Source organism: Streptomyces sp. CBMA123 (assembly GCF_014596465.1).
Classification (GTDB): domain Bacteria; phylum Actinomycetota; class Actinomycetes; order Streptomycetales; family Streptomycetaceae; genus Kitasatospora.
The window spans coordinates 1-18,619 of record NZ_MECK01000089.1 but is presented as its reverse complement, the minus strand read 5'-3'; the positions used below and the strand labels follow the sequence as shown (position 1 = coordinate 18,619).

16 protein-coding genes are annotated in these 18,619 nt (G+C 74.8%); 11 read left to right on the top strand and 5 right to left on the bottom strand.

Annotated features, from left to right (window positions below; genetic code table 11):
• From BG452_RS47035 to BG452_RS12965, 3 genes are all read right to left on the bottom strand, one after another.
• On the bottom strand, window positions 1-1,241 hold a 1,241-nt coding region (locus BG452_RS47035; RefSeq protein ID WP_188304416.1), incomplete at its 3' end, for a serine/threonine-protein kinase.
• A gap of 95 nt (window positions 1,242-1,336) precedes the next feature.
• On the bottom strand, window positions 1,337-2,266 hold the full coding sequence (locus BG452_RS12970; RefSeq protein ID WP_188304415.1) for an alpha/beta fold hydrolase: 930 nt from the start codon (window positions 2,264-2,266) through the stop codon (window positions 1,337-1,339).
• A gap of 207 nt (window positions 2,267-2,473) precedes the next feature.
• Window positions 2,474-3,235, bottom strand: coding sequence for a dienelactone hydrolase family protein (locus BG452_RS12965; RefSeq protein WP_223242148.1), 762 nt, complete (start codon window positions 3,233-3,235; stop codon window positions 2,474-2,476).
• A gap of 88 nt (window positions 3,236-3,323) precedes the next feature.
• On the opposite strand from BG452_RS12965, the gene BG452_RS12960 reads away from it, so the two are divergent.
• Window positions 3,324-3,644 carry a DUF6191 domain-containing protein gene (locus tag BG452_RS12960; protein WP_188304413.1) on the top strand — a complete coding sequence of 107 codons (321 nt, stop codon included), beginning with the start codon at window positions 3,324-3,326 and terminating at the stop codon, window positions 3,642-3,644.
• A gap of 21 nt (window positions 3,645-3,665) precedes the next feature.
• Here BG452_RS12960 and BG452_RS12955 read toward each other — a convergent pair whose 3' ends face one another.
• Window positions 3,666-4,499, bottom strand: a complete 834-nt coding sequence (locus tag BG452_RS12955) for a (2Fe-2S)-binding protein (RefSeq protein WP_317621015.1) — start codon at window positions 4,497-4,499, stop codon at window positions 3,666-3,668.
• A gap of 302 nt (window positions 4,500-4,801) precedes the next feature.
• Here BG452_RS12955 and BG452_RS12950 point away from each other — a divergent pair, with 302 nt between their 5' ends.
• The 10 genes from BG452_RS12950 (at window position 4,802) to BG452_RS12905 (ending at window position 17,136) form a co-directional block, all read left to right on the top strand.
• Window positions 4,802-5,779 (top strand): iron ABC transporter permease, encoded by a 978-nt coding sequence (locus tag BG452_RS12950; RefSeq protein ID WP_317621016.1) that lies wholly within the window; start codon window positions 4,802-4,804, stop codon window positions 5,777-5,779.
• Window positions 5,780-5,852: 73 nt separating this feature from the next.
• Window positions 5,853-6,887, top strand: coding sequence for a FecCD family ABC transporter permease (locus BG452_RS12945; protein ID WP_188304411.1), 1,035 nt, complete (start codon window positions 5,853-5,855; stop codon window positions 6,885-6,887).
• Window positions 6,887-7,753 carry an ABC transporter ATP-binding protein gene (locus tag BG452_RS12940; protein ID WP_188304410.1) on the top strand — a complete coding sequence of 289 codons (867 nt, stop codon included), beginning with the start codon at window positions 6,887-6,889 and terminating at the stop codon, window positions 7,751-7,753. The genes BG452_RS12945 and BG452_RS12940 overlap by 1 nt, the downstream gene beginning before the upstream one ends.
• Before the next feature lie 51 nt (window positions 7,754-7,804).
• Window positions 7,805-8,803 carry an ABC transporter substrate-binding protein gene (locus BG452_RS12935; RefSeq protein WP_188304409.1) on the top strand — a complete coding sequence of 333 codons (999 nt, stop codon included), beginning with the start codon at window positions 7,805-7,807 and terminating at the stop codon, window positions 8,801-8,803.
• A gap of 198 nt (window positions 8,804-9,001) precedes the next feature.
• Window positions 9,002-10,201 (top strand): acetyl-CoA carboxylase biotin carboxylase subunit family protein, encoded by a 1,200-nt coding sequence (locus tag BG452_RS12930; RefSeq protein WP_188304408.1) that lies wholly within the window; start codon window positions 9,002-9,004, stop codon window positions 10,199-10,201.
• A complete protein-coding gene (locus BG452_RS12925) occupies window positions 10,198-11,910 on the top strand; it encodes an IucA/IucC family protein (RefSeq protein ID WP_188304407.1) in 1,713 nt (570 codons plus the stop codon). The genes BG452_RS12930 and BG452_RS12925 overlap by 4 nt, the downstream gene beginning before the upstream one ends.
• Complete coding sequence (locus tag BG452_RS12920; RefSeq protein WP_317621014.1) at window positions 11,907-13,094, top strand: MFS transporter; 1,188 nt, start codon at window positions 11,907-11,909, stop codon at window positions 13,092-13,094. The genes BG452_RS12925 and BG452_RS12920 overlap by 4 nt, the downstream gene beginning before the upstream one ends.
• On the top strand, window positions 13,091-14,893 hold the full coding sequence (locus BG452_RS12915) for an IucA/IucC family protein (RefSeq protein WP_188304406.1): 1,803 nt from the start codon (window positions 13,091-13,093) through the stop codon (window positions 14,891-14,893). The genes BG452_RS12920 and BG452_RS12915 overlap by 4 nt, the downstream gene beginning before the upstream one ends.
• Window positions 14,890-16,107 carry a type III PLP-dependent enzyme gene (locus tag BG452_RS12910; protein ID WP_188304405.1) on the top strand — a complete coding sequence of 406 codons (1,218 nt, stop codon included), beginning with the start codon at window positions 14,890-14,892 and terminating at the stop codon, window positions 16,105-16,107. Before BG452_RS12915 ends, BG452_RS12910 begins: the two co-directional genes overlap by 4 nt.
• A 231-nt stretch (window positions 16,108-16,338) precedes the next feature.
• Entirely contained in the window at window positions 16,339-17,136 is a 798-nt protein-coding gene (locus tag BG452_RS12905) for an inositol monophosphatase family protein (RefSeq protein ID WP_188304417.1), read from the top strand.
• Window positions 17,137-17,295: 159 nt separating this feature from the next.
• Here the strand turns inward: BG452_RS12905 and BG452_RS12900 are convergent.
• A partial coding sequence (locus tag BG452_RS12900) for a pyridoxal phosphate-dependent decarboxylase family protein (protein ID WP_188304404.1) occupies window positions 17,296-18,619 on the bottom strand: 1,324 nt, incomplete at its 5' end.

Below are 18,619 nucleotides of genomic sequence, written 5' to 3'. Positions count from 1 at the left end.
GGGGTGCCCGACGGGCTGTCGGTCGGCAGCGGGGTGGCGGGCGCTGAGGTGGTGGCGGCCTGGCTGGTGGTGCCCGGGGCGGCCGGAACGGTCACCACCACGGTCGGCTGGGCGGCGGGCGGCGCCGCCGCGTCGGAGCTGCCGGGGCTGCGGTCGACCAGCAGTGCGGTCGCCGTGCCCACCGAGATGACGATCGGGACGACGACCGGCAGCAGCAGGGCGCGGCGCGAACGGCGCCGGCCCGGCTCGGTCTCCGCCCGCGGGTCCACCTTCACGACCTGCTCCGGTCCGGCCGGCGCGAACGCCCCGCCCGGGACCACCGCCGGTACGGCCGCCGGGGCTCCCCCGGCCCCCTCCCGCAGGTCGATCGTCGCGGTGTCCGCCGCCCTCCGCGCCGCGCCCGGCAGGCCGATCGCCACCCGGGCCGCCGCCGCCATCCCGGCCGCGCTCTCGAAGCGGTCCTCGGGACTCTTGGCCAGCGCGGTGGCCACCAGCGCCCGCACCGCCGCCGGGAAGCTCTCCGGCAGCTCCGGCACCGGCTGGTTGACGTGCTTGAGCGCGACCTGCAGCGGCCCCTCCCCCTGGTACGGCACCCGCCCGACCAGCACTTCGTAGCAGACCACGCCGATCGAGTAGAGGTCGGAGGCCGGGCCGGTGGCCTCCCCGGAGGCCTGCTCCGGGGACATGTAGGCCGCGGTCCCGATGATCGCGAACGGCGCGGTGAGCTTGGTGCTGGCGACGGCCCGGGCGATGCCGAAGTCGGTGACAACGACCCCGCCGTCCTCGCGCACCATCAGGTTGGAGGGCTTGAGGTCGCGGTGCACGATGCCCCGCCGGTGGGCGGCGTGCAGCGCGTCCAGGGCTTCGGCGAGCAGGCGCAGGGCGCGCTCGGCGCTCATCGGACCGTCGTCCTTGAGCACCCGGTCCAGCGGCCGGCCCTCGATCAGGTCCATCACGATGTAGGCGCAGTGGGCGTCGCCGTCCTCGCCGCTGCGGCCGCTCTCGCCGTAGTCGTGCACGCCCACGATGCCGGGGTGGTCGATCGCCGCGACCAGCTGGGCCTCGCGGCGGAACCGCTGGACGGCGGTGCCGTCCTCGAACAGGTCCGCCCGGAGGATCTTGACGGCCACCGGCCGGGCCAGTACCTGGTCCTCGGCCCGCCAGACCGCGCCCATCCCCCCGCCGCCGATCTTCTCGACCAGCGTGTACCGCCCGCCGAGCACGGTGCCCGCGCTACTCATCTCCCCTGCCCCCAGGTGTCATGACCCTCCCCGCCGGGTCGTCGGCACACAGTGTGCCAGAGGGTGCCGTCGTCCCAGCAGTGGCTACCGGGGCCTCAAAGTCCGCCGTTCCGGGCGATTCGGGCCTGCTCGGACACCTCCCGGACGGCCGCGGCGACCACCCGCGGCCGGTCCTCGTGGACGGCGTGCCCGGCGCCGGGCACCACGATGTGCACGCCCCGGGCGGCACCGGCCGTGATCCGCGCCTGCGCGGCGGTGAAGCGGGCCCGCAGCACACGGGGCAGCCCCTCGGTCGCGCTCAGCACGGTGACCGGCGCCTCGGGCAGCGGCCCGGCGGCCCGCAGCCGGCGCAGCTGGGCGGTGGCACGGTTCGACAGCCGGTTCTCGGCGAGCACGGCCCGCCGTTGGTGGGGGTGGGAGAGGACGGCAGCCTCGGCGCGGGCGAGCGCCCCGGCCGGGCCCGGTACGGCGAGGGCGGGCACCCGCGCCGCCCGCCTCACCTCGATCCGGAGCAGCGCCGTCTCGGCGACGCTGATCGCCCACGGCCGGAAGTCCTCGTGCGCCGGGTCCACCAGGACCAGGCCGGCCACCAGCTCCGGCCGCCGCCGGGCGAGGAGCTGGGCCAGCTGACCGCCCCAGCTGTGCCCGACCAGGACGGCCGGTCCGGCGTCCAGCTGCCGCACCAGCGCGGCCAGGTCGCCGACCTGCGCCGCGAGGGTCAGGGTCGGGGCGCGGTCGGGTTCGCTGGCGCCGAGCCCGGCCCGGTCGTACGCCACCACCCGCCCCAGCGCGACGAGTTCGGGCAGCAGCGGGGACCAGGTGAGCGAGGAGGTGCCGTTGCCCGCGACCAGGACGATCGGCGAACCCTCGGCCGCGCCTGCCTCAAGCCAGCGCAACGCCCGTCCGTCGCGGTCGAGTTCGCCCGGGCGCAGCCCGCCGGGCAGGTGCTCGGCCAGCGCCTCGGCGACGGCCTGCTGAACTCCGCCGAGGCGCAGCCCGGTTCGCGCGTTCCGTCCGTCCGGCATGTACGACCCCCGTGAGTGTGTCGACGGGGCCCGCCGCATTGCTCGGTCGCGGCGGGGACGCCCGCGCGGCCCGACCGGCTACCCGGCTACCCGGCTACCCGGCTACCCGGCTACCACTCTACGGCCGCTGGAATCCACGTCCGGTGGATCGGGGACCAACAGGCCGGAGCCCGGGCGGGGTTGCACCGGCCGGACTCCGGCCGGTCATCACGCCGGCAGGGTGCGCTTCAGCAGGTCGAACAGCGCCGACCAGTGCCGGGCGTCGCCGACCGCGTCGTAGCGGGTGGTGTCGGCCTGGGTGTAGCCGTGCCCGGCGCCCTCGTACACCTCCGACCGGTGGCGGACCCCGGCGGCGGTGAGGGCCTCGTCGAGCCGGGTGATCTGCTCGGGCGTCATCGACTCGTCCTGGTCGGCGTGGCCGAAGTACAGCTCGGCGGTGATCCGTCCGGCCTCCAGGTGCGGGCTGTCCGGGCGGTCGGTGGCGAGGTGGCCGCCGTGGAAGCCGGCCGCGGCGGCGACCCGGTCCGGGTGGCCGATGGCGGTGCGCAGGGCGAGGTAGGCGCCGAGGCAGTAGCCGGTGACGCCGATCGGGCCGTCCTGGACCAGCGGGGAGCCGGCGAACCAGGTCAGGTAGGCGTCCGCGTCGCGGATCACGGCCTCCGGGGACCTGGCGGCGAAGAGCAGCGGGCCGACCTGGGCGAAGATCGCGTCGCACTGCTCGATGTCTATCAGCTCGGGCAGTTCGACGAGCGGCGCGCGGCCATTGCGGTAGTACACGTTGGGGACGAGGACGGTGTAGCCGGCCTCGGCGATCCGGTCGGCCATGGTCTTCAGGTGGGGTCGGAGCCCGAAGGCGTCCTGGTAGAGCAGGACGCCGGGGTGGGGCCGGCCGTCGTCGGGGTGGGTGAGGTAGGCGTCGGCGGTGCCGTCCGCCGTCGGGATGTCCACGAGGGTTCCGCGCACGGTCATGAGAGCTCTCCTTAAGATCCGTGGCAGCGTATCCGCTGGGGGTCCGGAACCGGGAACGCCAGTACGGGGGTGGGGCGTTGAGCTGGGCATGGGCTGGTTGCCGGGAGTGGCGTGCGTGGTCGCGGCGATGGTCGGGCTGGTGGTGCTGGCGGGCTGGCAGGTCCGGGCCGAGGCCTCACCGCGCCGGGCCGATCGCAGGCCCGGCGTCGGGGTCGGCGGTGGCGGCGGGCTCGACGAGTTGCACGCGATGTTCAGCCCGGGCAAGCGGATCCAGGTCGAGCAGAAGCGGGAGCAGGCGGCGCGCCGGGACGACACCCGGGCCGGGGCGCCGCCGCACTTCGGGGTGGACCTGGACCGGGGCGTGGCAGTGCTGCGACAGCCCGGGGGCGACGGCGACTCGAAGCGGTAGGGCGCCGCTGCGGACCGTCCGTCAGAACCGCCGCAGCCGCTCCTCGTCGCCGGTGCGCGGGCAGGTCAGGCAGGCGACGGCGGCGGGCTCGACGGCGTAGTAGAGACAGCAGCCGAGCCGGGTGCGGGTGTGGTGTTCCCGGCCGTCCGGGGTGCGCAGCCGGCGGAAGTCGGCGGCTCCGGGCAGCGGTTGGGTGCCACCGGGCAGCAGGGCTCCGGCGGCGGCCACGGCGGCGGCCTCGCCCTCGGCTCCCCCGGCCCCGGAGTCCCCGCCGACGGCGGCGTCGAGCATCCGGCCGAGGTACCAGACGGCGGAGGCGAGGTCGTCGGTCACCATGCCCCAGAGCGCGCGGTCGCGGCGCCGGGTCGGTCCGGCGAAGGCGGCGAGCACCGGTTCGAGGTGGGCGACCACGGCGGCCCGCAGTTCGGCGCGCAGTTCGTCGTCGCCGGGGTGGGTGACGCAGCCGCGCGGGCGCAGTGCGAGGTCGCCGGTGGGGGCGTGCAGCCAGAGGTCGGCGGGGTCGATGGCGGGGACCCTCCGGGCGAGGTGCCAGGGGCCGGCGATCAGCAGGCAGGCGCTCCAGGCGTAGTGGTGGAGCAGCCGGGAGGCGGTGACGTGCGGGCGGGGCGCGCGGCCGTGTCCGGCGGCGATGCGGGCGTCCTGGCCGGCCAGGACGGCGGCCAACGCCCTTTCGTCGGTGGCGATGCGGGCACCGGAGTACCAGCCGTCGGCGGCCGACGGGTCGGGTTCGGCGGGGTCGAGCAGGTGCAGCCGGAGGACGGGGCAGAGCTCGCGCAGCCGTCGGTAGTCGGCGACCAGGGCGGCGGGCGGGGCAGACTCCGGCGCGAGGGGCACGGGGCGGTCCGGCGCGACCGGCCGGGCAGCGACGGGCGCGACGGGCGCGACGGGCGCGACGGGCAGGGGTGTTCCGGGGACCATCGGCGCTCCCGAGATCGACTCCGAGTGATCGATTAAGGTGAGCCTCACCTTACAATGCCTCAGGGGGTGCACCAACCACCCGTCCACCAGGCCGCCGCCCCCGCCCGACCGTCGACCCCACCTTGACGAACTTAGGCAAACCTAACCTAAGATATCGACTCGTGTTGAGAACCGACCCGCCGGCCGCCACAGCCCCGGCGACGCCCCGTTCCCCGGCGATCCGGCGGCCCCTGCTGCTGGTCGCCGGAGTGTGCGCGCTCGTGCTGTGCGCCGCCCTGAGCCTCGCGCTGGGCTCCCGAGCCATCCCGCTGTCCACCGTCGTCGACGCCCTCACCGGCGCCGCCCACGGCGGGGACGCCGACGTGGTGACGGGTCTTCGAGTCCCGCGCACCCTGATCGGACTGGCCGTCGGGGCCGCGCTCGGCGTCGCCGGGGCGGTCGCCCAGGGCGTCACCCGCAACCCGCTGGCCTCCCCGGTCACCCTCGGCATCAACGCCGGCGCGAGCCTCGCCGTGGTCGCCGCGATCTACGCGCTGGGCCTCTCCCGGCCGGGCGAGTACGTCTGGTTCGCCCTCGCCGGAGCGGCCGTCGCCGCCGTCGCCGCGTACACCATGTCCCGGCGCGGCGGAGACCTCGACCCGGTCCGGCTGGCGCTCGGCGGCACGGTGCTCACCGTGGTGCTCACCTCCTGGACCTCCGCGCTGATGCTGGCCAGTCACCGCACCCTGGACGAGGCCCGGTTCTGGCTGGCCGGCTCGATCGCCGGGCGGCACCTGGACACCCTCACCCCCGTGCTGCCGTTCCTGGTGCTCGGCCTGGTGGCCGCCTTCGCGATCTCCCCCGCGCTCAACGCGCTGGCCCTGGGCGACGAGACCGCCCAGGCGCTGGGCGTGCCGGTGGCCCGGATCCGGGTGGTCGGCGGACTCGCCGTGGTCCTGCTCGCGGGCAGCGCGGTCGCCGTCTCCGGACCGGTGGCGTTCATCGGACTGGCCGCGCCGCACCTGGTCCGCGCGCTGCTCGGCAACGACCACCGCTGGCTGCTGCCCGGCTGCCTGATCGCCGGCCCGCTGCTGCTGCTCGCCGCCGACGTGCTCGGCCGGCTCGTGGTGCAGCCCTCCGAGATCGAGGTCGGCATCGTGACCGCCTTCCTCGGTGCGCCGCTGCTCGCGGTGCTGGCCCGGAAGGTGGCCAAGTGAGCGCGCGAAGCGAGCGAACCGTCAAGAGGTGCACCTTGAGCGAAGCGTCTGCCGGGCGAAGCGAGGTGGGCGCATGAGCTCGATCACCGCCCCGCTGGGGGCGATCGCGCGCCGCCGGGCCCGTACCGCCGGCTGGTCGCTGCTGGCCGTCGCCCTGCTGGTGCTGCTCACCGGCATCGCGCTCGGCACCGGCCAGGTGAGCATCTCCGCCTGGGACGCGCTGCGCGCCCTGTTCGGTCAGGGCGATCCAGGCGACGTCCTGGTGGTGCAGCAGTTCCGGGCGCCGCGCGTGGTGTCCGCGCTGATCGCGGGCGCCGGGCTGGCGATGGCCGGCTCGATGCTGCAGCGGCTGTTCCGCAACCCGCTGGCCGCCCCCGACACCATCGGCATCACCGGCGGCGCCTCCTTCGGCGCGGTGCTGATGCTCGCCACCGGCGCCTCCCAGCAGCTGATCCCACTGGCCGCGGTCGGCGGCGGACTGCTCGCCGCGCTGCTGCTGGGCGGCTTCGCCTGGCGCACCAAGATGGCCGTCACCCGGCTGGTGCTGGTCGGACTGGCGGTCCAGCAGGGCCTGGCCGCCGCCGTGAACCTGATGATCGTACGGTTCCCGGCCGAGCTGGCCTCCTCCGCGATGCAGTGGACCACCGGCTCGCTGTACGGGCGCAACTGGACCGAGGTGTGGATCGGCGGCACCGCCATCGCGCTGACCGCCGGGGCGGCGGTGCTCTGCCAGCGGCGGGTCGCCGTCCTCGACCTCGGCGACGACTCGGCCGGCGGCCTCGGCCTGAACCCCGCCCGGGACCGGCTCTGGCTGCTGCTGCTCACCATCACCCTCGCCTCGCTGGCCGCCGCCCTCACCGGCCCGGTCGCCTTCGTCGCGCTCGCCGTCCCGCACCTGGTCCGGCTGCTCGCCGGACCGCCCACCCCCGGCACCCTCGGCCTCACCGCGCTCACCGGCGCCGTGCTGCTGCTCTCCGCCGACCTCCTCGTGCTCCACGTGATCCCCGTCCACGGCCTGCCGGTCGGTGCCGTCACCGCCACCCTCGGCGCGCCCTGGCTCCTGGTGCTGATGATCCGCCAGGGCCGGCTTCCCCAGAGGAGCAGCTGATGACCGGCACCACCGACGCCAACCGGCTCGCCGCCCACGGCCTCGCGCTGCGCTACGGCGACCGCACCATCGTCGACGGGCTCGACCTCGAACTGCCCGGCGGCGCCGTCACCGCGATCGTCGGTCCGAACGCCTGCGGCAAGTCGACCCTGCTGCGCGGCCTCGTCCGACTGCTCGACCCGGCCGCCGGCACCGTCACCCTCGACGGCGCCGACATCCACCGGATGCCCGCCCGCACCCTCGCCAAGCGGATGGGCCTGCTGCCGCAGCAGCCGGTCACGCCCGAGGCGGTCACCGTCGAGGCGCTGGTACGGCTCGGGCGCTACCCGCACCAGCGGATGCTCAGCCCGTGGTCCAAGGCCGACCAGGCGGCCGTCGAGGAGGCGCTGGCGCGCACCGGCACCGCGGAGCTGCGCGACCAGCAGGTCGACCGGCTCTCCGGCGGGCAGCGCCAGCGGGTCTGGATCGCGCTCGCCCTCGCCCAGGAGACCGATCTGCTGCTGCTCGACGAGCCGACCACCTTCCTCGACCTGCGGCACCAGCTCGACGTGCTCGACCTGGTCGCCGACCTGCACGCCGCGGCCGGACGCACCGTGGTCATGGTGCTGCACGACCTCGGACAGGCCGCGCGGTACGCCGACCACCTGGTGGTGCTCAAGGACGGGCGGCTCGCCGCGGCCGGCCCGCCCGCCGAGGTGCTGACGGCGGATCTGGTGGAGACCGTGTTCGGCGTGCCGTGCCGGGTGGTGCCCGACCCGGAGACCGGCACCCCGCTGGTCGTGCCACGGGCCCGGGTGCGCGCCGCCGCCGGCTCCGCCACTGCCCCCGCCACTGCCGCCGCCGCTGTCCCCGCCGCTGCCGTCTGATCTGGCCCCCCTTTCCCCGTCCCCCCGTTCGACCCGATCCAAGGAACTCCGATGAACCGCCGACTCCCCGTCGCCGTCCTCGCCGTCACGCTGTCCGCCACGCTCCTCGCCGCCTGCGGCAGCACCGGCGACGCCGCCAAGGCGGGTGGCGACTCCGCGTCCTCCGGCGCCTCGGCCGGCACCGCCGCCGGGTTCCCCCGCAGCGTCAAGCACGCCGCCGGGACCGCCCAGATCAAGTCGCAGCCCAAGCGCGTCGTGGTGCTGGACAGCGGTGAGCTGGACGACGTCACGCTGCTCGGCATCACGCCCGTCGGCGCGGTCTCCCCGCACATGAAGACCGAGGGCGGGTTCCCGAACTACCTCAAGGACAAGATCAAGGACACCAAGGACGTCGGCCCGATGAACGAGCCGAACCTGGAGCTGATCGCCTCCCTCAAGCCCGACCTGATCCTCTCCTCCAAGGTCCGGCACGCCAAGGTGTACGACCAGCTGAACGCGATCGCGCCGACCGTGCTGGCCGAGACCACCGGCTTCCCCTGGAAGGAGAACCTGGCGCTGTACGCCCAGGCGCTCGGCAAGGAGGACGAGGCGAAGAAGGCGCTGGCCGACTACGAGGAGCGGGCGCACAAGCTGGGCGAGGCGATCAAGGCGAAGTACAACGGGACGATGCCGACCGCCTCGGTGGTCCGCTTCGTGGCCGGCCCGACCCGGCTGTACGCCAAGGCCTCCTACAGCGGTGTGGTGCTCAAGGACGTCGGCCTGACCCGCCCCGCCTCGCAGGACGTCGACAAGAACATCATCGAGGTCAGCGCCGAGCAGATCAGCCAGGCCGACGCCGACCTGGTGTTCGTCACCACCGCCGACGACCCGAACAAGACCAAGGAGAGCGAGGTCCAGCAGACCCCGGTCTGGCAGGGCCTGAACGCCGTCAAGAACAACAAGGTGTTCACCGTGCCGGACGAGACCTGGATGTCCGGCATCGGTGTCCAGGCCGCCGACGCGATGCTCGTCGACATCGCCAAGGCGGCGGGCGTGGACGCACCGAAGTAGCCGTCGCCCGCTGGCAGTCGACGGCGAACGGATGACAGCTGACAGATTTCACCGTCTGTTATCTGTCGGCTGTCATCCGTCATCTGTTCGCCGCCCTTCGTTCGCGGTCCTTCGTTCGCGGTCCTTCGTTCACCGTCCTTCGTTCACCATCTCCCGTTCGGCGTCCCTCGTCCGTCACCACGCCCCCAGGACACTCCCATGCGGCTCTACCTGCTCGCCCTCAACACCACCGACTCGGTCACCCGCGGCTTCCTGCCCGCCGCCGCCCGGCTCGGGCTCGACGTCACGGTGCTCACCGACCACGTCGAGGACCACCAACGTGCCTACGCCAGAGCCGGGTTGGCATGCGAGGTGGTGGAGTGCGACGTCCAGGACTTCCGCGAGGTGATCGGGCTGATATCGCAGCACCACACCCCCGACGCGGTGTTCAGCAACAGCGACCACCTGCAGACCCAGACCGCCCTGGTCGCCGACTACTTCGGCCTGGCCGGCAAGGACTGGAAGGCCGCCCTGCGGGCGAAGAACAAGGGCGAACTGCGCCGCCACCTGGCCGAGTCCGGGCTGGACCTGGTCCGCTCCGCCGAGCTGGCCCCCGGGCAGGACCCGGCCGGCCTCAACCCGCCGTTCCCGTGCATCGTCAAGCCCCGCGAGGGCGTCGCCAGCGAGGACGTCACGCTGGTCGCCGACGCCGCCGAACTCGCCCAGCGGGTCAAGGAGATCCAGCACCGCCGCCCCAGCGCCACGCTGGTGGTCGAGGAGTTCCTGGCCGGCGAGCTGTGCACCCTGGAGACCCTCGGCGACGGCCGGACCAGGCACGTCCTCGGCGGCTTCCGCACCCGGCTCTCCCCGCCGCCGGACTTCATCGAGGAGGTGCTGACCTTCACCCCGGCGCACCCCCGGCCGGTGGTCGACCAGGTCCTCGCCCAGCTCGACGCCCTCGGCGTCGGACTCGGCGCCTGCCACACCGAGTTCGTCCTCCAGCCGGACGGCCGCGCCCGCATCATCGAGGTCAACTACCGCGCCATCGGCGACCAGTGCGACCTGATGCTCGCCGAGATCCTCGGGATCCCCTACTTCGAGCTGGTCCTGCGCGCCCACCTCGGCGACCGGCTGCCCGCCGACCTCGGCGCCCGCACCGACCGGCGGGCCCGCCACGAGCGCGTCTGCGCGGAGCGGGCCGGCACCCTCACCGCCGCCCCCGAACCGCACTTCGAGCGACGGGCCGACGGCGTCACCCTCTCCTACCTGCCGGTGCGCGAACTCGGCGCCCGGCACGAGCTCTACCGCACCAACCGCGACTACCTGGGCATCGTCTGGGCGGTCGGCCCGGACCAGGCCGCGGTGGACACCGCCGTGGCGGAGTTCATCGCCGCCAACCGCTGGGAGATCACCCCATGACCGCGGCCGACACGGCACTGACCGCCGAGCCCCCGGCCCCCGCCGAGCAGCTCACCCTGCGCGTCCTGTCCGCCCTGCTGCGCGAGGACGTGCTCGGTCTCCGCACCAACGGCGTCCTGGAGCAGCGGCCCGACGGGCCCTGGCTGACCGACGGCACGCTGGCCCTGCCGGTCGCCCCCGACGGCTTCCAGGGCGACCACGCGGCCCGACTGCCGGTACTGGAGGTGGACGGCACCCGGCTCACCGACCTGGCCGCCGTCCTCGCCCGGCTCGCGGACCGCGCCGACCCACAGGACCGCCCCGGCCACCTGGCCTTCGCCGAGGAGTGCCGGCAGACCCTCGCCACCATGGAACTCCACGACCGGGTCCGGCCCGAGGTGCAGGCCCGGCTCGCCGGGCGGTACGGCGCGGACGTGTCCCGCTGGACCGGCCCGCGTGGCGCGCTCGGCTTCGAGGCGCTCGCCGCCTTCCTGGACCACCCGGTCTACCCCACCGCGCGCGGCCGCTCCGGCCTCACCGAACCGCAACTGTGCTCCTATGCACCGGAGTTCCACCCCACCTTCGAGCTGCGCTGGCTCGCCGTACCGGCCGGCCGGCTGACCGTGCACGGCGACGGGCCGCTGCCCTCCTGGTGGCCGAGTGCCGAACAGCTGGGCGTGCCCGGCGAGTTCCGGACCGTCCCGATCCATCCGCTCACCGCGGCCGAGGACTTCGGGCGGATCGCGCCCGGCGCGGTGCTCTGCCCCGAGCCCTACCTCGACGTGCTGCCGACGCTGTCCATGCGCACCGTCGCCGTCGTCCGGGACCCTTCCTGCCACCTCAAACTGCCGCTCGCCACCGCGACCCTGGGCCTGCGCAACCGGCGCACCATCAAGCCGGTCACCCTGGTCAACGGCGCGGTAGGACAGCGGCTGGTGGAGGCGGTCGCCGCGCGGGAACCGCGCTTCGCCGGCCGGGTGCTGCACGCCGACGAGCAGCACTTCGCCCACGCCGACGACGAGTTGCTCGCCGTCCTGCTGCGCCGCTATCCGGACGGCCTGGACGGGGCGGTCACCGTCCCGCTGGCCGCCCTGCTCGCCGGGGCGCCGGACGGGCGGCTGGTGATCGACCAGCTGGCCGACCGTTTCCACCACGGTTGCGTCCTCGCGCTGTACGAGGACCTGCTGCGGCTGCTGGTCGACTGGCAGACCACCCTGTTCGGGCACGGCATCGCCCTGGAGTCGCACCAGCAGAACACCTCGCTGGTCCTCGACGACTCCGGCCTGCGGCTGCTCTACAAGGACAACGACGGCCCCCGGATCAACACCACCCGGACGGCCGCCTCACCGATCGGCGAACTGGCCGCACTGGTGGCCGAGTTCCGCGACCCGCGGATCCTCGGCGAGCAGGACCGCGCGCTCACCGACCTGTTCACCACGATCACCGGCCACTTGTGCACGGCCTCGCTCGCCTTCGGCCTGGCCGAACACGGCCGGGTGCCGCTGGAACGGAGCCTGGAGCTGCTGCGCGCCGTCCTCACCGAGGCGGTCGACCGCCTCGGCCCGGCCGGACAGCCGCTGCGCGCCGCCCTGCTGGACGCCCAACGGCTGCCGGTCAAGGCCATGGTGAGCGCCGGCAGCCTGCTCAGCAAGGAGCGCAGCGGCGCCGCCGACATCAACAAGCACTACACCGACGGCCCCAACTACCTGCTGCCGAAGGACCGTTCGTGAGGACCGTCGAGCCGCTGCCGCGACCGGCCGGCGCCGTCGGACTGGACCGGCGCCAGGTGCACGCGGTGGCGGCCTGCTACTTCGTCGCCTCCTTCGCCGCCCTCGGCCTGCCGCCCTACCTCACCGAGATCCTCCCCAGTCTCGGTGACCACAGCGGGCACTGGGCCGGGCTGCTCTACATCGTGCCGACCGTCTTCACCGCCCTCGGCGCGCCGCTGTGGGGCCGGCTGGCCGACCGCTTCGGCCAGAAGCGGCTGCTGCTGCGCGCCCAACTCGGCCTCGCCGTCTCCTTCCTGCTCGCCGGAGCCGCCGACAGCCTGCCCGCGTTCACCATCGCGCTGGTGCTCCAGGGCTTCCTCGGCGGCACCTTCTCCGCCACCAACGGCTACCTCGCCGCGGCCCTGGACGGCTCCCAGCTGTCCAAGGCGCTGACCCTGATGCAGGGCAGCGCCCGGGCCGCCCTGGTCGCGGCGCCGATCCTGGTGGGCACGCTGTCGCCGTGGATCGACCCGCACCGGCAGTACCTGGTGATGGCGGTCCTGCCACTCACGGCCGCGGTCCTGCTCAACTCCCTTCCGGAGCCGATCCGTCCGACGGTCGCAAGGGCGGGCGGCGACAGCGTCCCGGCCGACCCGCGGGGCTCGCTCAAGCTGCTCTACACCTTCGAGTTCGCCTTCGTCTTCGCCACCATCATCTCCTTCCCGTACCTGATCACCCTGGTCCAGCAGCGGCTGCCGGGCGTCAACGCCACGGTCGCGGGCCTCCTGTTCGCGCTGCCGCACCTGGTCTACCTGATCGGCGCCGGGCGGGTGCACTCCGCCGTCGAGGCGCACCCCCGCAGCGGGCTCGCGCTGGGCTTCGCCCTCGTCGCCGTCGGACTGGCCGGCCACGCCCCGGCCCACTCCCTGCTCACCTTCGCCCTCACCAGGGCGGTGCTCGGCCTCGGCATGACCTTCGGCCTGGTCTGCCTCGCCGTCCTCGCCGCCGACGCCGCCCGCGGCCGCGCGCCGGGCCGGATGTTCGGCACCCGCGAAACCGTCTCCAAGTGCGGGGCCGTCGCCGCCGGACTCGCCGCCGCGCTCGCCAACGGCAGCAGCGGACCGGCCGCCCCGGTCGTCACCGGCACCGTCGCCGCACTGGCCGCCGCCCTGCTCGCCCTCCTGACCCGTAGGAGCCCCCGATGACCGCCCGGCCCACCACCACCCTCCCCGCCAGTCCGTCGACCACGGCCCCTGCCGAACCGAACGGCGCCGAACTGCCCGGCTCCGAACTGCCTGGTTCTGAACTGCCCGGCGCCGACGAGGCGGTGGCCCACACCCTGCTCAACTGCCTGCTGCGCGAGGTGTCCGCCCCCGAGCACCAGACCGCCGTCGACGACGGCCGGCTGCTGCTGCGCCTGCCCCGCCGCGGCACCCTGCTTCGGGTCGCCCTGCGCCGCACCTCGCTGCTCGGCGCACACCGGTTCACCGGCCCGGTGTACGAGGAAACCCCGGACGGCTGGCGCGAGTTGGGCTGGCGCGAACTCGCCGGGTACGCCCAGGCGGAGCTGGAGCTGCGCACCGGCACGGTGAACGAGGAGTTCCTCGACCAGGTGGCGTCCAGCCACCGGGGTGTCGGCACGGGCCTGGCCGACCGTCCGGCCGCCGGAGCGGACCGCTACCTGGAGTCCGAGCAGGCCCTGCTGTTCGGCCACCGCTTCCACCCGGCGCCCAAGTCCCGCTCCGCCGCCCGCGGCGACTGGCGCCACTACGCCCCCGAGTCCCGCGCGGCCTTCCCGCTGCGCCACTTCGCCGTCCGCGCCGAGCTGCTCGCCGAACAGTCCCTGGACGCGGCGGCGAGCGCCGTACTGGACGGCCTCGGCGAGGTGCCGGACGGCTACCGACTGCTGCCCGTCCACCCCTGGCAGTACCAACTCATCGGCGACCATCCCCTGTTGCGCGCCGCCATGGCCCGCGGCGACATCCTCGACCTCGGCCCGCGCGGCGAGCGCTTCGCCGCCACCGCCTCGGTGCGCACCCTGTACGGCGCGGACGCCTTCCTCAAGTTCAGCCTCAACGTCCGCATCACCAACTGCCTGCGCAAGAACGCCGCCTACGAGCTCACCGGCGCCGTCGAACTCACCCGGCTGCTGGACCCCGTGCTCACCGACCTCGCCCGGCGCTTCCCGGACGCGGTCATGCTGCGCGAGCCCGCCTTCCGCACCCTCGCCCTGCCGGGCGCCGACGGCCGACCCGACCAGGCGCTCTACGAGGGCTTCGGCCTGATCCTGCGCGAGGGCCTCAGCGGCCTGCTGCGCCCGGGCGTCACCCCGCTGCTCGCGGCCGCCGTCGCCGACGAGCACCCGACCAGCTCGGCGCACATCTCCAGCCTGCTGGGCGGGAGTTCGGACGGCGCCTCGGCCCTCGCCTGGTGGCGCGACTACCTGCGGCTGCTCCTCCCGCCGGTACTGGCCGCCTACTTCGACCACGGCGTGGTGCTGGAGCCGCACCTGCAGAACGTGCTGATCGGCGTCGACCCGGCCGGCCGGCCGGCGCAGGTGCTCTTCCGCGATCTGGAGGGCACCAAGCTGGTCCCCGAGCGGAACGCCGAGTTGCTGGCCGCCCTGCCGCCCGAGGTGGCCGGCCCGATGACGTACGACGCCGAGCGCGGCTGGGACCGGGTGGTCTACTGCCTGCTGGTCAACCACGTCGCCGAACTGCTCGCCGCCCTCGCCGACCGCCACCCCGAGCTGGAGGGCGCGCTCTGGCAGGCCGTCCGGGACGTCCTGGAGGAGTACGCCGCCGCGCACGGCCGCCCGCCCCGACTGCGGGCGCTGCTGGCCGGCGTCCCGCTGCCCGCCAAGGCCAACCTGCTGACCCGCTGGGAGCGCAAGGCCGACCGCGAGGCCGGGTACGTCCGGCTGCCCTCCCCGCTGGCCGGCTCGGTGCTCGCCGAGGCCGCCCGCATGACCGCCCACCTTCCCGCCGGGAGCGCCACCCGATGAGCAGTACTCCGACCAGCGGCACCGTCCACCACCACGTCGCCGCCCTCGCGCCCGACCAACTTCCCGCCTACGTCTACGACCTGGCCGCGCTGCGCGAGCACGCCGCCGCCGTCCGGGCCGCGCTGCCCGACCGGGTCGAGCTGTACTACGCCGCCAAGGCCAACCCGGCGGCGCCGCTGCTGACCGCGCTGAGTGCCGCCGTCGACGGCTACGAGGTCTCCAGCGGCGGGGAGTTGGCGCACGTGCGGGCCGCCGTGCCGGACGCGCCGCTGGCCTTCGGCGGGCCGGGCAAGACCCCGGCCGAGATCGCCGCCGCCGTGGACGCCGGGGTGCACCGCTGGCACGTCGAGAGCGAGCAGGAGCTGCACCGGCTGGCCGCCGTCCTGGCGCAGCGGCCCGGGTCGAGCGTGGACGTGCTGCTGCGGGTCAACCTGCCGGTGGCCACCGACGCCCTGGACGCGGTACCGCTGGCGATGGGCGGACGACCGACCCCGTTCGGCCTCGACCCGGACCGGGCCGAGGAGTGCGTCCGGCTGCTCACCGACGGTGGACCGCTCGGGCACCGGCTGCGCCTGCGCGGGGTGCACGCCCACCTGGCCAGCGGGCTGGCGGCGGCGGAGCAGCTGTCGGTCGCCGAGCGGATCGTCACCTGGTCGGCCGACCTCGCCGAGCGGCACGGCCTCCCGCTCAGCGAGGTCAACATCGGCGGCGGGATGGCGGTGGACTACGACCACCCGGCGCGGCGCTTCGACTGGACGGCGTTCGGCGAGGGCCTGGCCAAGCTCCTGGACGCCCACCCCGGACTGACCCTGCGGATCGAGCCCGGACGGGCCCTGACCGCCTACTGCGGCTGGTACGCGACCGAGGTGCTGGACGTGAAGCGCAGCCACGGCGAGGACTTCGCGGTCGTCCGCGGCGGCACCCACCACCTGCGCACCCCCGCCACCCGCGGGCACTCCCAGCCCTTCTCGGTGCTCCCGGTGGACGCCTGGCCGCACCCGTGGCCGCGCCCCGCCGTCAGCACCGGCCGGGCCACCCTGGCTGGTCAGCTGTGCACCCCGAAGGACGTGCTGGCCCGGGCGGCGGACGGCGCGGCCGGCCTGCGGGCCGCGGACCGGGTGCTGTTCGCGATGGCGGGCGCGTACGGGTGGAACATCTCGCACCACGAGTTCCTGATGCACCCCCGCCCGGGATTCCACTACCTGGGCGGCTGACGGCGAACGGTTCACAGGAGACGGCGAACAGATGACAGGCGACAGATGACAGATGACAGATGACAGATGACAGATTTCGAACTCTGTCATCTGTCATCTGTTCGCCGTCATCCGACCGCCGCCGGCCACTCCCCGTCACCCGCCGGCCGTTCGCCCGCCACCCGTCCGCCGACACCCCCTCCGCGCACTCGTGCGAAAGTGGTAACCGGCGAAGGGAGCGCGAACGTGCTGATGGACAAGGTGGCGGAGATACTCGCCGAGGCTTCGGCCGAGGCGGTGGAACCGCGCTTCCGGGCGCTGAGCGCCGGCGAGGTGATGGAGAAGGCGCCCGGCGAGATCGTGACGATCGCCGACCGCGAGGCCGAGGCGATCATCGCCCGCCGCCTGCACGAGCTGCTGCCCGTCCCGGTGGTCGGCGAGGAGGCCGTGGCCGCCGATCCGGCGCTCGCCCAGGCCATCCACGACGAGCCCGCCGTCTGGCTGGTCGACCCGGTGGACGGCACCTCCAACTTCGTCGCGGGCCGCCCCGACTACGCCGTGATGTGCTCCCTGGTCCGCGGCGGCCTGACCGTCGCCTCGTGGATCTGGCAGCCCGTCGCCGCGACCGCCTACCGCGCCGAACTCGGCGCCGGTGCCTGGCGCGACGGCGAACGCCTCACCCGCCCGCCGGCACCCGCCGACGCCGGGAAGCTGACCGGCATCCTGAAGAGCCGCTTCCTCGCCCCGGCCGACCGCCGCCGGATGGAGGCCAACTGCTCGGTCTTCGGCGAGATCGACCCCGGCCGGAGCGCCGCCGGCATCGAGTACCCGGAGGTCGTCGAGGGCCGGGTCGACTTCATCTTCTACTGGCGCACCCTCCCCTGGGACCACGCCCCGGGTTCGCTGCTGCTCACCGAGGCCGGCGGCGTCGCGGCCCGGATGGACGGCAGCCCTTACCGCCCGGAGGCCCCGGGCTGCGAGGACGGCCTCCTGATCGCCGCCGACCCGGACACCTGGGAGCTCACCCGCGGCGTCCTGCTGAACGCCTGACGGCCGTACACCCGGCCGGGCCGGCCGCGGTGCGGATCCGCACCGGGGCCGGCCCACGCCGCGCCCGGACCCACGCCGAGGCCGGAGCAACACCAGGACCGGAGCCACGCCGAGGCCGGAGCAACACCGGGGCCGGGCCGACGCCGAGCCCCCCCGCCGCTACCCCGCCCGTTCCCCCGCGACCTTGCGCCCCGCGCCGACCACCTCCCGCAGCAGCGCGCCGACCTCCCCCGCCGTCGTGTGCGGGTTGAGCAGGGTGAGCTTCAGCCGCACCCGCCCCGGCCCGTCCCCCGGCAGTTCGGTGCGCCCGACCACCGCGCGCCCGGTGCGCAGCAGGAGCCGGCGCAGCTGCCCGTTCAGCTCGTCCACGGCGGCCTCGTCGGTCAGCCCGGGCGGCCGGTAGCGGAACAGCAGTGTGGTGAGGACCGGCTCGGTGTGCAGTTCGAGCGAGGGTTCGGCCCGGACGGCGGCCGCGGCCGCGAGCGCCAGTTCGTGGCAGGCGTCGACGAGCCGGCCGAGCCCTTCGCGGCCGAGGGTGCGCAGGGTGACGGCGAGCTTGAAGGCGTCGGCCCGCCGGGTGGTGCGCAGTGAGCGGCCGAGCAGGCTGGGGTAGCCGGCCTGCTCGTCGTCGACCGGGTTGAGGTACTCGGCGCGCCGGGCCAGCGACACGTACGTCTCCGCCCGCCGGACCAGGAACACCCCGGCGGCCGCCGGCTGCCAGCCCAGCTTGTGCCAGTCGAGGGAGACGGAGTCGGCGCGGGCGATGCCGTCGAGCAGCGGGGCGAGCCGGTCGGAGAGCAGCGCGCCGCCGCCGTACGCAGCGTCGACGTGCAGCCAGGCGCCGTAGCGGCCGGCCAGGTCGGCGGCGGCGTCCAGCGGGTCGATGGCGCCGGTGTCGGTGGTGCCGGCGGTGGCGACGACGGCGATCGGGGTGTGTCCGGCCCAGCTGGCTTCGGCCAGGGATCGTTCCAACTCCTCTGGCGGCATGCGGAGTTGGCGGTCGACGGGGACGGCGATGACGGCCCGTTCGCCGAGTCCGAGCAGGGCGGCCGCGCGCTGCACGGAGAAGTGGGCGGCTTCGGAGGCGAGGATGCACGGCCGGGCGCCGGCCGGGATGCCGTCCAGCTCCACGATGCCGTCGAGCTTCTGGTCCCGCGCCAGCATCAGCCCCATGAGGTTGGACTCGGTGCCGCCGGAGGTGAGCACCCCGGCGGCGCGCGCCGGGTCGTAGCCGACCAGGGCGGCGAGTTCGGCCAGCAGCGCGGTCTCCAGGACCGTGGCGACGGGGGCCTGGTCCCAGGAGTCCTGGGAGGGATTGAGCGCGCTGACCGCGAGGTCGGCGGCGGCCGCGACGGCGAGCGGCGGGCAGTGCAGGTGGGCGGCGCAGGCCGGGTCGGCGGGGTCGGCGGCGCCGTAGGCGAGCAGTTCGGTGAGCCGGGCGAGCGCGCCGCGCCCGTCGGCAGCGGTGAGTCCGTTCGCGACC

Coding starts and splice junctions, on each gene's coding strand:
- BG452_RS12970 (WP_188304415.1), bottom strand. CDS start 2,266: ATGCCGGACGGACGGAACGCGCGAACCGGGCTGCGCCTCGGCGGAGTT.
- BG452_RS12965 (WP_223242148.1), bottom strand. CDS start 3,235: ATGACCGTGCGCGGAACCCTCGTGGACATCCCGACGGCGGACGGCACC.
- BG452_RS12960 (WP_188304413.1), top strand. CDS start 3,324: ATGGGCTGGTTGCCGGGAGTGGCGTGCGTGGTCGCGGCGATGGTCGGG.
- BG452_RS12945 (WP_188304411.1), top strand. CDS start 5,853: ATGAGCTCGATCACCGCCCCGCTGGGGGCGATCGCGCGCCGCCGGGCC.
- BG452_RS12940 (WP_188304410.1), top strand. CDS start 6,887: ATGACCGGCACCACCGACGCCAACCGGCTCGCCGCCCACGGCCTCGCG.
- BG452_RS12935 (WP_188304409.1), top strand. CDS start 7,805: ATGAACCGCCGACTCCCCGTCGCCGTCCTCGCCGTCACGCTGTCCGCC.
- BG452_RS12930 (WP_188304408.1), top strand. CDS start 9,002: ATGCGGCTCTACCTGCTCGCCCTCAACACCACCGACTCGGTCACCCGC.
- BG452_RS12925 (WP_188304407.1), top strand. CDS start 10,198: ATGACCGCGGCCGACACGGCACTGACCGCCGAGCCCCCGGCCCCCGCC.
- BG452_RS12915 (WP_188304406.1), top strand. CDS start 13,091: ATGACCGCCCGGCCCACCACCACCCTCCCCGCCAGTCCGTCGACCACG.
- BG452_RS12910 (WP_188304405.1), top strand. CDS start 14,890: ATGAGCAGTACTCCGACCAGCGGCACCGTCCACCACCACGTCGCCGCC.
- BG452_RS12905 (WP_188304417.1), top strand. CDS start 16,339: ATGGACAAGGTGGCGGAGATACTCGCCGAGGCTTCGGCCGAGGCGGTG.